Genomic DNA, 13669 nt, shown 5'->3' on the forward strand with positions numbered 1-13669 from the left:
GGTAGCGTCTATGCCGAGCAGTTTGATCTGATGCGTGAGTGCGATTGCATGCTGGTGCGGCTGGCCGAGGAAACTCGCGAAACTGCGCAGATGTGCCTTTTGGAGGGCAACAAATACACCGTGGCGATGATGCGGGAGGGGCTCCGGCCTTTCCGCATTTCTGCCAGCATCGGCGAATTGGTTTCAATTCCGTGGACGGCTTCGGGACGACTGTTACTCGCGCATCTATCGGATCAGGAGATCCTTGACTTTATCCCTGCGGAAGACTTCGTGCTGCCAAACGGTGAGCGTCTCGATCCTCGCGAGTTTACCGCTCAGGTGCGAAAGGCAAGCCAGGATGGCTATTTCACGTTCAACAGTGTCGTGGAGAACTTTACCCATTGTTTCGCCGCGCCCATCCACCGAGCTGACGGCGTGTGTATCGCAACGCTCTGTCTTGTAGCGCCACGGGAGGACGGGCTTCGTAATCTGGACGGCTATCTTGCAAGTCTCACCCGTGCCTCACGCGAGATTTCTGAGAAGCTAGGTTTCCACAATTCCTCAGGGGCTGCCAACTCATCGTTCCAAGGATGACGCATGATCGCTTCCCGCTCAGGTTAAGTTGCGCTTTCTGTTGCTGGCCCCGCCGATAGCGGCAGTGCTTGCCACGACGCAAGCCGCCAGTGCAGGTGAATGACTCGAACGCTACCAGCCCGAAAACCCGTCAAGAACCTTATGATCCACCAGGCCCTGGGTTACCTCGCCGAGCGCACGATCGAGGATCGCTACGCCCTGTCGCGCCTCCTCTTCAGTGAGCGTCAAGGGTGGCGTCAGTTCCAGCACGTTGGATTCCACGCCCACGTAGTACAGCACAAGTCCAAGCTCGAAGGCGCGAAAAACGGCAAGGGCCGCCTCCCTTCGTGCAGGTTTACGGGTGCTACGGTCATTGACCAGTTCAACGCCAAGCGCCAGACCGCGGCCCCGTACGTCTCCAATGATGGCATACTTCGAGGCCAGACCTGTCAGGGCCTCATGCAGCACCTGTCCCGTCCGATCCGCATTTTCCACGAGATTTTCACGCTCGATGGTATCAAGGACGGCTAGTGCCGCCGCCGCGCAAACGGGGTTGCCGTGCACGGTTTGCAGTGAAAAAGCCGAGGAGTGGTTCATCAGCGCCTCCGGGCCGACCACGGCCGAGATCGGCAGACCGCCTCCCAAGCCCTTACCGAAGACTACGATGTCCGGTTCGAATCCTGCCTGTCCGAAGGCGTTAAAACGTCCGGTGCGACCCAGCCCGACTTTGACTTCGTCCGAGATGATCAGGATGCCGTTCTTTCGGCACAGCGCCTCGACGGCAGCAAAATAGCCGCTCGGTGGCACCAGCATGCCGCCATCTGACTGGATCGGCTCAACAAAAAAGGCTGCGACCTCGTGCGGCGGCACTTCGGTCGCAAAGAGACGCTCCAGCTCAGCCAGCGCTTGCTGCATGGCGGCCTCTGGACTGCCTGCAGCAAAGCTGTCGGGGTAGGGGACAAGGGTCAGTCCGGCTGCTCTAAGACCCTGCTGGGCGGGATGCCCGGAAACGGCCATCGATCCAACCGTCCCGCCGTGATAGGCGCCACGGAAAGCGAGGATGCGGGGGCGACCGGTTGCCGCCACCACCATGCGCGCCACGGTCTCGTTGGCATCCGAACCGGAATGCCCGAACCAGACGCGTCCGCGAGCACGTCCTGGCACCAGCGCAAGAAGTCTCTCTGCCAGTAGGACGCAGATGTCGTTGGCCATGGAAAGATAGCTCGCCCCGGCCTGGTCGGACAGCGCGCGATCGACCGCGGCCCGCACGGCCGGATGCGCATGCCCGAGACTGGCCGCACCCCAGGAGGCGGCGAAGTCGAGAAGCCGGCGGCCGTCGTCTCCAGTGAGATAGGCGCCGCTGCCACCGGTCACCGCCAGCGGAAAGAACCGCAGGTGGGCCATCGTCGAGACGGACCGGCTTTCGCGGGCGTAGAGGCCGGACATGCGGTGTCTCCTCTTCTACTTGAAGAATGTAAGGACCTCATCGAGCTGGACGACATGGCAATAAATCATATTGATGATCTCGAGTTCGCGTTTATGCAGTTCTTCAGTCGCAGCGGCAGCACAGTCGTCAACGACCAGCACACCGAAGCTCTCGTCCGCCAGGCTACGGACCGTGGAAGACACGCACTGATCGGTGAAGATGCCGCAACAGATGACATCCTTGATCCCCATGTTATGCAGAACCAGACGCAGATTGGTGCCGGTCAGCGCACTGTCCGTGGTCTTGGTGATGACGATCTCATCGGGGCGAGGTGCGAGCTCGTCTACGACCTGACCTTCGGGGAGTTCCTTGGGTAGGAGCAGGTAATTGAAGCCGGGCTTCTTTTGGCTGAGCGAACGATCGCGGCCATCGGGCTTGAGGCAGGCAATGCGGGCGAAGATGACTTCAACCTTACGCTTGCGGCATTCCTCGATCAGCCGTGCGGTGTTCGGGATCACGGTCCGGCGCATGCGATCGTAGAAGGGCTGCCAGCGGGCCGTCTCTTCGGGAGTGTCCTTGCGGTCGAGGTAGGTGTTCTGGATATCGATGACGAGCAGCGCCGTCGTTTCCGGGTTGAGGACTATATCCTCAGGTTCCTCGGCATTCGCGTAGTAAAATGACCGATAGTCCGTTTTCCAGCTCACGCTTATGTCTCCTTCCGGCTGCGCATACGAACGAGAATGTGGCCGATCTCGCGGTTAGGGAATATTCCGCCGGGTTTCACGATCATGACGACAATCATGGCAAGCGCCAGGACGATTTCCGTTAGTCCGATCACCTGGCCGGCGCCGACGGCGGTGGCGTTAAGCGCACTTTCGGTACCGCGCAGCCCCTCATAGGCTATGGTCACGAGAACAGTTCCCGCCACCGCACCGGTGACCGTATTGGCGCCGCCAATGACCAGCATGGTGATGATTAGGAATGTCTCCTTGAGGTAGAAGGCTTTGGGCGCAAAGGAGGTGATGAAATGCCCCCAGAGAGCGCCCCCGATTCCGGCGATGCAAGCAGCCAAGATGAAGGCGCGCCAGCGCAAATGGGGGATATTTGCGCCAAGCGCCGCCGCCGCCACCTCGTCCTCGCGCGAGGCGCGTAGCAGCTTTCCGGTCCGAGACTCCTTAAACAGCAATGCGACCACAACCGCGAATGCCGCCACGATCGCCGCCGTTAGCAGGTCGGTCGTCTTCGGCAGGCCGAATAGTGTGCGCGGACCGTTGGTGAGTGCGCTCCAGTTGTTCATGACCGTATAGAGAACAACCAGAAGGGCGAATGAAGTGATGACGGCTGCCGCATCGGAAAGCCTCATCAACGGGTATGCGACGAGCGCTGAAACCGCTGCAGCGACGATGCCGCCGGCAATCATGGCGAGCAACGGCGAGACTTCCACGACCTTGAGGAACGCGTAAAGGTCGGGCAGGGCCATACCCTTCATCTGGACGGGAATGGTCAGCACCGCCGATGTATAAGCGCCGAGACCCATAAAGCCGATATGGGCGAAGGAGAGCAGTCCTGAATTGCCCATGAAGGTCTGCAGGCCGATGACCAGCACCAGCGAGATCATCAGGTTGGTGGCGATGCGGTCGTAAAGGCGGACGCCGAGCAACTGGCTCCCCACGCCGATGATGACGATCACGCCAAGAAGAATGATAGCGGTGAGATAGGAGTGTTTCATTGGTCTGGCTCCTCAGGTCCGCTGTCCACTGGCCGGACCTTTGATCAGGCCCTCGGGACGCCAGAGCAGGATCAGGATCACGAGGCCGAAGGTGAAGGCATCGCGGAACTTCAGGAGATCCTGTGACAAGGTGTAGTTGAGCGTCGTGTCTATAAACGCCAGCAGGAAGCCCCCGACGACAGCGCCTGGAAGGCTGCGCATGCCCCCGATGACGGTGGCGATGAATGCGACGAGCAGCGGCTCCAGACCGATACCCGGCACCACAGTGCCGATGCGGCCGATCCACAGGATGCCGACGACGCCGGCGAGGAAGCCGGAGAGGGCGAAGGCAGAAGAGATGATCAGATTGGCGGGAACGCCCAGCATGCGCGCCATGGTGAAGTTGGTCGCTGCCGCCCGCATTGCAATGCCGAGTGTGGTCCTGCGCATCAGGAAAGCCACGGCAGCCAACAGCACAACCGACGCGGCAATTGTTATGAGATTTCGTACCGGCGTGATGACGCCTGCAATGTTCACCGTCTGGGAGAAGATGTCCGGCAGCGGCACATTACGGGGCCGAGGCGAGATGAACAGCAAGGCGGCGTTCTGCAACAAGTTTGAAAAGGCAAACGACGTAATCAGGACGGCCGTCACGGATTTTGCACGAACGGGTCGGAAGGCAACATAATCGGTGAAGATGCCGAAGACGATGGCCATGGCAACGGCGACAACAGCCATCGCAATCCACGGCAAGCCGGATCCGCTTGTCAGATACAGGGAGTAACCGGCCACCATGATGAGCTCGCCATAGGCGAAATTCACGAGGCGCAGGATGCCGTAGATGATCACCAGACCTAAGGCCATGAGGGCATAGGCACCGCCGAGACTCAGGACGTCGATTACAAATTGAATCGCGAAAGCCACCGTCACCCTCCCAGATAGTGTTTGGTGAGATCCGTTGTGGCCCGGATCTCATCAGCTGTGCCGGATGCAACGATCCGGCCCAGACGCATGACATAGGCGCGGTCGGCGACAGCGAGCGCCTGGTTCACGTTCTGCTCGACAAGCAGGATGGTTAAACCGGTTCGCTTCAGCGTTTCGATCATCTCGAAGATGCGATCAACAATGGCCGGCGCAAGCCCGAGGGAAGGCTCGTCGAGCAGCAGCACGGCTGGTCGAGACATCAGCGCACGGGCAATCACCAGCATTTGCTGTTCACCACCCGATAACGTGCCGGCCGCCTGGGCTTCGCGCTCCGCGAGACGAGGGAAGAGATGATGAACGCGTTGAAGATTTTCGCGGTTCCCGGCCCGGTCCCGACGATGGATGTAGGCGCCGAGCATGAGGTTCTCGGAAACGGTGAGGTCGGGGAAGACATCCCGCGTTTCGGGAACCGTTGCAAGGCCTGCACGCACGACCTGCTCGGGGCTCGCTGAGGTGATGTCCCTGCAGTCGAGCATGATCGAGCCGCCTCCGGCCTTGAGAGCGCCAGCGATGCATTTGAGCGTGGTGGACTTGCCAGCGCCGTTGGCGCCGAGGAGGCTCACGAGTTCACCCTTGGCGAGAGTGAAGCTGATTTCGCGCACGGCGCGGATCATGCCGTAGTTGACGGATAGGTTGCGAGCTTCAAGCATTGGCCGCCGCCTTTCCTAGATAGGCTTGGACGACGGCCGGATGGGTTCGAACATGTGCGGCATCGCCCTCCGCGATTGTGCGGCCGGACGCGAGCACATGCAGCCGGTGGCAGAGACGCATGATCAGGCCCATATCGTGGTCGATGATGAGAAGACCGAGACCTCGTTTTCTCGGCAGGTCGGCGAGCGTGTGGAGCAAGGTTTCCGTTTCATTGTCGTTCATACCGGCAGCCGGCTCGTCGAGCAGGAGGAAGCGCGGTTCGGCCGCGAGCGCACGAGCGATCTCGACGCGGCGCTTGTCGCCGTAGCTCAGGCTTTCGCCGAGCTCATCAGCCATGGCCGACAGGCCAAGTTCGCTCAGCAAAACATCCGCCCGGTCCGCTGCGACGGTGCGGGAGACGCCCTTGGCAAGTGCTGCGGCCTCGACGTTTTCCATCACGGTCATGGTGTTAAAGAGACGGACGATCTGGAAGGACCGGCTAACACCATGCAACGCAATTTCACGGGGGCTGAGGCCGGATAGGATCGCGTCGCCGGCAGCAATCGTACCGCCCGCCAGTTTCACCTGGCCCGTGATTGCGTTGATCAACGTCGTCTTGCCGGAACCGTTCGGGCCGATCAGGCCGACAATCTCTCCGGTCGCGACGGAGAGCGACACGTGGTCGAGGGCGCGGAGGCCGGTGAATTCTACCGACACGTCGTTTACCGCGAGACGCGTTTCAGACATGATTTTTCCGAATAAAATGGGCCGACATTTCGGTCGGCCCGAACAGCAATCAGGGCTTCGGAAGGGATTCCGGCTTTCGCCATCCGACAAAGCTTGGCTTGCCGCCCTTGAGTTCGATCAGTGCGGCGGCCTTGTTTGGCACATGGCCTTCCTCGGCCGTGCCGTAGTCGAGCTCCCCGGTTAGCAACTTGAATTGTCCGTCTTCAAGAGCTTTCGCGAGAGCCGCGCCATCTGTGGAGCCGGCGGCCTTAATACCTTCCGCGATCATCATGATCGTATCCCAGCCGGTCGAGACGAAGGATGTGTCCGGAGCAGCGCCGTGCATGGCGGTGTAGAGTTCGATGAACTTCGCCATGTCGGGGTGAGCTTCCGGACCCATCCAGGTATGCGTGACAAAGAAGACGTCGTTACCGAACTTCTCGCCGAGGGATTCATGCATGGCCGGATCATCGTAAGCGTCACCGCCAAGGACGGGAGCATCATATCCGACCTCCCGCAAGGCACGGATGATCATGCCGATGTCCTGGCCGTAGGACGAGACAAAGATTACGTCAGGCTTTTGGCCGAGCGCCTGCAGGCGGGCAAGCTGGGCAGAGAAGTTATTGTCGCCATTGGTGTAAGTGTCTTCCAGGAGGATCTCGCCGCCATTCGTCTTGAACTGCTCTACGAAGTACTTGGACAGCGACTTCGTGTAGGCGATGAATTGATCGGTGACGACATAGGCTGTCTTCCAGCCCTTCTCCTTTACCGCGAAATCGGCAGCGGTAGCGCCCATGGTGGTATTCCACATGGAGAGCGTGAACTGCTTGTCGCCGAGAGACCAGGACGAATAGAGCGGGTCAGAAGCGCAGGTGGAAATGCCGACCAGATCGGCTGACTGGGCTTCGCGGCTGGCCGGCGAACCAAAGTCGAAGTCACACGGCGCGACGATGACCTCGGCGCCTTTGTCGATAAGTTCGACCGCCACGTTACCGACCGTCACCGGGTCGGACTTGCCGTCGATATTGATGAACTCGATCTGCTTGCCAAGCACGCCGCCGTTGTCGTTGAGATACTTTACCGCAACAAGGGCACCGTTATAGCCGGGGGTGTCGAGCGGGGCCTGGATACCCGTCATCGACAATGCGCCACCGATGACGATCTTATCGTCAGCCGCCATCGCGGCAGAGCCGACAAACACCATGCTTGCGGCTGTCATTAGCAGTTTGGAAGTTCTCATCGTCGTTCCCCTTAGTGAATGCCTTTCGGCTGTGAACTGAAGAGCGGCCTCGCCTTGTGGTCTTGTTCTGGCCGCTGGAGAATTTCTCCCTGGTTCGCGTCTCGTCTCCCATATACCGGCTTACTGGCCGATCTCCCTCAGCAGGTCGTCGGTCGAGATTTGCCGGCAATAGCCTTTGATGGCGTTCAGCGAGAAATCGTGACGCTCTTGGGAATAGGTTCCACAGGCATCCGGCACCAGTGTTACCAGGTAATTCAGGTCACAGGCGTCCCGGACGGCAGATTCCACGCACTGGTCGGTAAGCAGGCCGCACAGGACGATCTGCCTCACGCCGAGATTGCGCAACACATAGTCGATGTGGGTCGACACAAACACGCTGGACGAACTCTTGGGGAAGACGATCTCGTCCTCGAGCGGCGACAGTTCGTCGATCACCTTGCCGTCATGCGAACCTTTGGGGACGTTGAAGCCGGTGATCTTGTAGTCGAGACTCCGATCGCGACCGTCCTTGGTCAGGCTCTCGATCGTGGTGTGAAGGACCTCTATGCCGGCCTTGCGAAAGCCCGTTAGCAGGCGCTGCATGTTCGGTATTGCCACTTCGTTGATGCGCTTGAAGTAGTAGCCGTATTTGCCCGCGATATCCTCGTCGGAGATATCCTTGAACTCGCCGCCGTCACGACGGACGGAGAAATTCTGCACGTCGATGAAGAGAATCGCTGACGTTTGAGGATCGAGTGGTACGTTGCGGGTGGTGAGATGGGCGGCGGCCGTCATGCGTATCCTTCGAGCCTTTCTACCGCAAGACGCAAGGGTGCGGCCAGTCTCTCGGCCCATTCCTGCTGTCCACGGTCATCATTGATCAAGTCATTGCGCACTTCAATCAGCACATGCGCAATGCCGCGCTTTTCTCCGTGAACGGGGATCGTGTAGTCTGACAGGTCGTCTACGACATAAGGCTCGTTAAGTTTCAACGTGACGCCCGGGTTTGCATTCCGGAAGCTTGTCGCTAGGCTTTGGGCCAATCGTCCGTCGCGATTGTACAGCAGACCGACTTCGAAATCCCTCACTGCGCCGGTACTGCGCAGTACCGGAGTGAAACTGTGCAGCGTGACAAGGACCGTCGGCATGTTCGCAGCTTCACGCGCATCAAGTGCGGCGGCGATTTTGGTGTGCAGTGGCTGGTGTATTTCTTCGTAACGCCGCCATCGGTCGATCCCCGACACGTTCGCATTCGCAGGGATTGTTGTTCCATCGCTTCGTCGAACGACGCAGTCAGGGGCTTCTAACGGGCGGTTGCAATCAATGACGAGACGGCTATAGCGCTGCAGGACGAGAGGCGCTCCCAAAAGCTCAGACAGGTTTCGTGCGAGGCCTTCGGCTCCCACATCATATGCAATGTGACGCTCCATTTCTTCCGCAGCGATACCAAGATCACCGAGGAGCGCAGGCACGGCCTGACCGGCATGCTCACAGATCAGAAAGATAGGCGATTGGCGGCAGGCGTTGACCCATTCCACCGGATCCGGGTCGCCTGCCTGCAGCAGGTTATAGCTGTCGCCATCTGCGAACGGGAGCATGGAAAGCCAAATCCATCTATAGCCGGTGGGTCGGCGGCGTATTCTCGATAGCGTCAGTCAAAGAAATTTATCAGTCATAGTCAATCAGCTTTTTCCGTTTGACTAATTATTTTCAGATGGCGAGTATCTGTAACAACTAAGGGGACGTCTCAGCGATGGGCGAGAGAAAGCCGGCAACGACCATACGCGCGCGGATTCGGGAGAGCTCTGCGCAACTCACCGCAAGCGAGCGAAAGATCGCCAATGCGATCCTCGCTGACTACCCGTTCACCGGCCTTCAAAGCATACACGACCTGGCGGCGAAAACTGGAGTGAGCGCTCCGTCCGTCACCCGCTTCGTCGCCAAGATCGGCTGCGGCGGATTTCAGGACCTGCAGCGCCAGCTAATCGCGGAATTGAAGGCCGGACAGAGCTCCCCTGTCGATCTCAAATACAGCCAAACTCCTGTGGGCCATGTGGAGTTTCTCTCCGAGTATGTCGCTCGCGCCTGCGCTGTCATGCAAGAAATGGTGGAGACTGTCCCGCAATCTCAGTTCGACGTTCTAGCGGAGCTCATCGCCGATCCATCGCGTAACATCTTCCTGCTTGGCGGCCGCGTCACCAACAGCATTGCCGCCTTCTTGTCCATTCATCTGCGTCAGATCCGCAGCGGCATCTACCATATGGCGGAAAATCCGGAGGCGTGGCCCGAGCATGTCCTCAGCATGCGTAAGAAGGACGTGGTCGTACTCTTCGACTTCCGGCGCTACCAGCTCACTCTGTCCCAGCTTGCGCACACCATCGCCAAGAAACGGGGCGCCACGATTATTCTAATCACCGACAAATGGATATCACCGGCAGCACGCAGCGCAGATCACATTGTTGCGCTGCCGATCGACGCCGGTACAGCGTGGGACACGGCAGCTGCAGCGATGGCACTGGTGGAGGCGCTGATCGTGCGCGTGTCCGATGCTGATTGGCAAGCGACGCAAAAGCGCATCAAGGAATGGGATGGCGTACGCTTTTCCATGCCAGGAATTGATCAAAGCAGGATCAACGGTGAGGGCGATGAAACGTGAGGAAATGATGGTTGCCTGCTGCGGTGACCTTTCGGGCAAGGTGCGTGGCAAGGCTTTTCCGTTGTCCCAGTTCGACAAGCGACTGAAACGGGGTGTTGGCTGGACCCCGACAAATGTCCAGATCACCTGCTTCGACGCAATTGCAGAGAGCCCATTTGGTTCCCTCGGCGATCTCGTGCTCATTCCCGATCCCGCGACGCGCGTCAGCATCGAATGCGGGGAAGGCGCACCCAACGAGAACTTTGTGCTCGGCAATATCCGCTATACCGATGGCCGCCCTTGGGAATTTTGCACGCGCTCCGTACTGGAGGCGGCGTTGGAGCGTCTGAAGAAGGCGACCGGGATTACGCTTTATGGGGCGTTCGAGCACGAGTTCCAGATGAAGCATCTGGTCGGCAAAGTCGGCAAGGCGTTCACTTTGGGTGGCTTTCAGGAAGAACGTTACTTCTGCGAAGCAGTGATTGCGGCAATGCGCGACGCGGGGATAACACCCGATACCATCCTCAAAGAGTTCGGCTCCGGCCAGTTTGAAGTGACGATGGGTCCGCAAAAGGGGGTGACAATTGCCGATCATTCGTTAGTTACCCGCGAGCTAGTCGCCCTGGTCGCCCGAGAACTTGACCACGATCCGACGTTCACACCGATCCGCGATCCGGCGGGGGTTGGCAATGGGGTTCATGTTCACCTCAGCATGCTGGACGATGCCGGTAACCCACTGACTTACGATCCGGAGGGAAAGCACAATCTCTCCAGCGTGGCTGGAAAATTCGTGGCGGGCATCTTAAAGTATCTCGACGCGATCATCGCCATTACGGCGCCGAGTGTCGTGTCGTATCTCAGGCTGACTCCACATCGCTGGAGTGCGGCCTTCAACAATCTCGGTTTCAGGGATCGCGAGGCTTCGGTGCGCATTTGCCCCGTCTCAGACATGAGCGACATTGCGCGCGCTGCGCAATTCAACTTCGAGTTTCGCGCCGCCGATGCCACCGCCAATCCACATCTAGCGCTTGCCGCAATCGTTCACGCCGGTGTGCAAGGCATCGAAGAGAACCTTGCGGTGCCGGAGGCGACGCAGGAAGATCTGTCACTGCTAGACACGGCGACTTTGGCCGCACGGGGCTATGTCCGGCTACCGCAAAGCCTGGATGCTGCACTTGAACGCTTCGAAGCCAATTCGACCGTCCGTGGGTGGTTCCCGGAGGGTTTTGCGGAAGTCTACGTCAAGCACAAGAAGGGCGAGATTGCCTATCTTGAGGGGAAGACGCAGGCTGAGATCTGTGCTGCCTATGAGGCAGTTTACTGAAGGGCCTTACAGGCCCATCTCGAAGAGGTTGAGTAGCTGGCGCGGTCGTGATCCCAATGGGTTTAAGCGGTGGCGTCGCCTTAACCGCCTGTTTGAATTGAGTTGGCACCGGGGTGCATGACTGAACCCCAGCTCGCTCACTTCAAACGCCACCGTTTTCCCGCTGAGATCATTGCCCATGCGGTTTGGCTCTACTACCGATTTCCGCTCAGCCTACGCGACGTCGAAGATTTGTTGGCGGAGAGAGGCATCAAGGTCTCGTTCCAGACTGTCTCGGAATGGGCGGCGAAATTCGGCTTGAAAATTGCCGATAAGCTCCGCCGCCGCTCACGGGGCCATTTTTCCGACAAATGGCACCTCGATGAGATGGTGGTGACGATCAAGGGAAAGAAATACTGGCTGTGGCGCGCTGTCGATGCCAACGGCTACGTTCTCGATGCCCTTCTGCAAAGCCGAAGAAACAAGGCAGCCGCTCTGCGTCTCATGCGCAAGCTTCTCAAGGACCAGGGTATCGCCCCGTGCGTGATGGTGACCGACAAGCTGCGTTCCTATTCGGCCGCAAAGTCGGAGTTGATGCCAGGCGTCGAGCACCGCTGGCACAAGGGCTTGAACAATCGAGCCGAGAATTCTCATCTTGCTGTGCGACGACGCGAACGGCGAATGATGCGCTTCAAGTCAGCGCGACAATGTCAGCGTTTTGTCTCAACTCATGGCCAGATCGCCAATCTTTTCCTTCTCCACCGCAAACATCTCACCGCAACTGACCATCGCCAGCTTCGCAATCACGCCATCTCGATCTGGCGTGAAGTCATTGGCTCGATCGCCGCTGAAACAGGCGACGCAGGTCATCAACACGCGTTCCAACCGTTAAGGCGACGCCACCTGCGTCACATCTGTAAGTCTCGTCGCACCCTGCTGCGCCGCCATGGCGCAGATGATCCGCATGGCCTGCTGGGCGCCGGCGCCGGTGTCACCCGCAAGCATGGCACGGTCCGCTGCCGTCAGATCAAGCGCACTGGTGGGAGGCGTTGCGAGGGGCGTCGTAACGCCGCTCGCTTCGATCGCGCTGGCGGTGATGCGAGCACTGTCACATCTGGACAGTGCCTGGAAAATATCGGCAGAGACGCGAACGACTGGGATCGGTTTGTCGAACATCATGGCCGCCACCAGCGCGCCGAGCGTCAGAACATCCTCCGGACCGCTGAAGACCAGAGCTGCGGGCGCGCGTCCGGACAGAATGAGGTCGAGCAGCACGCCAGACCCGGAGCAGGAGCCGCGGCTCGACGGCATCAGCAAGATGGTGCCGGTGAGGCAGGCCCCATGCAGCGGATGATGGACGTCGATCACCCGGCCATCCTCCGGCGACACACCGCCCCAGAAGCTCAGCGGCTCGGTGGTGGAGACTACCGGCCCCTCCGCCTCGCCGGCCAGGATGGCGACGGATCGCGGCCCGGCGGTCACCTGACGACGAACCCATGCGCAAAGGGGTCGCGATCATCGATGAAGATCGTGTTGATGCCGGTCATGCGAGCCCAACCGGCAATCGACGGGATAATCGCATCGCGGCCTGCCACGGTCGTCGCCGCCTCGACACGACCGCGGAAGAGCGAGCCGATGATCGACTCGTGGATGAATTCGTCGCCGACCTTGAGCTTGCCCTTTGCCGCCAGCTGCGCCATCCGCGCCGAAGTGCCCGTTCCACAAGGAGAGCGGTCAATCGCCTTCTCGCCGTAGAAGACGGCATTGCGTGCGTGAGCCTCCGGGTTCGTCGGCTTGCCGGTCCACTGGATGTGGCTCAGTCCGCGGATCTCCGGATGCTCGGGATGGATGAACTCGTATTTGGCATTGAGGGCGGCGCGCAGCTTAGGGCTCCAACCCACCAGTTCGCCGGCCGTGTGATCGGCCATGTCCCGGAAGTTCTTCTGCGGCTCGACGATGGCGTAAAAATTGCCGCCATAGGCGACGTCGACGACGACCTCGCCCAGCCCCTCGACATGTGCCGTCAGCCCCTCCGAATGGAGGAAGCCGGGGACATTGGTGAGGCGCACCTCCTCCACGAAGCGGCCTTCCTGGCGATAGGTGATGTCCACCTTCCCCGCCGGCGCATCGATCGATAGCCTTCCCGGCTCGCGCGGTGTGATCAGTCCGTTCTCGATGCCCATAGTGATGGTACCGATCGTGCCGTGGCCACACATCGGCAGGCAGCCGGAGGTTTCGATAAACAGGACGGCCACGTCGCAGTCAGCACGGGTGGGCGGGTACAGGATCGACCCGGACATCATGTCATGGCCGCGCGGCTCGTACATCAGCCCGGTGCGGATCCAGTCGAACTCGCGAAGGAAATGCGCCCGCTTCTCAAGCATGGTCGCGCCCTCAAGCGGCGGACTACCGCCGGAAACGAGGCGGACCGGGTTTCCGCAGGTATGTCCGTCGAAGCAGGAGAAGGTATAGGAAGCCATGGCTCA

Annotated in this window: 12 protein-coding genes and 3 pseudogenes; 4 read left to right on the plus strand and 11 right to left on the minus strand. The window is 59.7% G+C overall.

Annotated features, from left to right (window positions below; translation table 11 throughout):
- A partial coding sequence (locus tag FN060_RS19570) for an IclR family transcriptional regulator (RefSeq protein ID WP_185929070.1) occupies window positions 1-573 on the plus strand: 573 nt, incomplete at its 5' end.
- Between the two features lie 111 nt (window positions 574-684).
- Here FN060_RS19570 and FN060_RS19575 read toward each other — a convergent pair.
- The 9 genes and pseudogenes from FN060_RS19575 to FN060_RS19615 form a co-directional block, all read right to left on the minus strand.
- On the minus strand, window positions 685-1998 hold the full coding sequence (locus tag FN060_RS19575; RefSeq protein WP_142589666.1) for an aspartate aminotransferase family protein: 1314 nt from the start codon (window positions 1996-1998) through the stop codon (window positions 685-687).
- Window positions 1999-2013: 15 nt separating this feature from the next.
- Window positions 2014-2682, minus strand: a complete 669-nt coding sequence (locus tag FN060_RS19580) for a cysteine hydrolase family protein (protein ID WP_142589667.1) — start codon at window positions 2680-2682, stop codon at window positions 2014-2016.
- A gap of 2 nt (window positions 2683-2684) precedes the next feature.
- A complete protein-coding gene (locus FN060_RS19585; RefSeq protein ID WP_142589668.1) occupies window positions 2685-3707 on the minus strand; it encodes a branched-chain amino acid ABC transporter permease in 1023 nt (340 codons plus the stop codon).
- A 12-nt stretch (window positions 3708-3719) separates the two neighbouring features.
- Window positions 3720-4610, minus strand: coding sequence for a branched-chain amino acid ABC transporter permease (locus tag FN060_RS19590; protein ID WP_142589669.1), 891 nt, complete (start codon window positions 4608-4610; stop codon window positions 3720-3722).
- A gap of 2 nt (window positions 4611-4612) precedes the next feature.
- A complete protein-coding gene (locus tag FN060_RS19595; protein ID WP_142589670.1) occupies window positions 4613-5320 on the minus strand; it encodes an ABC transporter ATP-binding protein in 708 nt (235 codons plus the stop codon).
- Window positions 5313-6047: an ABC transporter ATP-binding protein gene (locus FN060_RS19600; protein ID WP_142589671.1), complete on the minus strand. Its 735-nt coding sequence runs from the start codon at window positions 6045-6047 to the stop codon at window positions 5313-5315. The genes FN060_RS19595 and FN060_RS19600 overlap by 8 nt, the downstream gene beginning before the upstream one ends.
- A 49-nt stretch (window positions 6048-6096) precedes the next feature.
- Window positions 6097-7266 (minus strand): ABC transporter substrate-binding protein, encoded by a 1170-nt coding sequence (locus FN060_RS19605; RefSeq protein WP_142589672.1) that lies wholly within the window; start codon window positions 7264-7266, stop codon window positions 6097-6099.
- A 120-nt stretch (window positions 7267-7386) separates the two neighbouring features.
- Window positions 7387-8040 carry a cysteine hydrolase family protein gene (locus FN060_RS19610; RefSeq protein WP_142589673.1) on the minus strand — a complete coding sequence of 218 codons (654 nt, stop codon included), beginning with the start codon at window positions 8038-8040 and terminating at the stop codon, window positions 7387-7389.
- Window positions 8030-8843 (minus strand): annotated as a pseudogene (locus FN060_RS19615) (N-formylglutamate amidohydrolase); the annotation flags it as partial. The pseudogene FN060_RS19615 and the gene FN060_RS19610, both read right to left, overlap by 11 nt.
- 155 nt (window positions 8844-8998) lie before the next feature.
- Here FN060_RS19615 and FN060_RS19620 point away from each other — a divergent pair.
- The 3 genes and pseudogenes from FN060_RS19620 to FN060_RS19630 all read left to right on the plus strand — a co-directional run.
- Window positions 8999-9901 carry a MurR/RpiR family transcriptional regulator gene (locus FN060_RS19620; RefSeq protein ID WP_142589674.1) on the plus strand — a complete coding sequence of 301 codons (903 nt, stop codon included), beginning with the start codon at window positions 8999-9001 and terminating at the stop codon, window positions 9899-9901.
- 7 nt (window positions 9902-9908) lie between these two features.
- Window positions 9909-11204, plus strand: a complete 1296-nt coding sequence (locus FN060_RS19625; RefSeq protein WP_183950070.1) for a type I glutamate--ammonia ligase — start codon at window positions 9909-9911, stop codon at window positions 11202-11204.
- A 117-nt stretch (window positions 11205-11321) separates the two neighbouring features.
- Window positions 11322-12032 (plus strand): annotated as a pseudogene (locus tag FN060_RS19630) (IS6 family transposase); the annotation flags it as partial.
- Between the two features lie 54 nt (window positions 12033-12086).
- Here FN060_RS19630 and FN060_RS19635 read toward each other — a convergent pair.
- Window positions 12087-12665, minus strand: a pseudogene (locus tag FN060_RS19635) (aconitase X swivel domain-containing protein); the annotation flags it as partial.
- Complete coding sequence (locus tag FN060_RS19640; RefSeq protein ID WP_142589676.1) at window positions 12662-13663, minus strand: 4-hydroxyproline epimerase; 1002 nt, start codon at window positions 13661-13663, stop codon at window positions 12662-12664. The pseudogene FN060_RS19635 and the gene FN060_RS19640, both read right to left, overlap by 4 nt.
- Between the last annotated feature and the right edge of the window lie 6 nt (window positions 13664-13669).

Origin of the sequence: Pseudorhizobium halotolerans, assembly GCF_902153235.2 — a bacterium.
GTDB lineage: Bacteria > Pseudomonadota > Alphaproteobacteria > Rhizobiales > Rhizobiaceae > Neorhizobium > Neorhizobium flavum.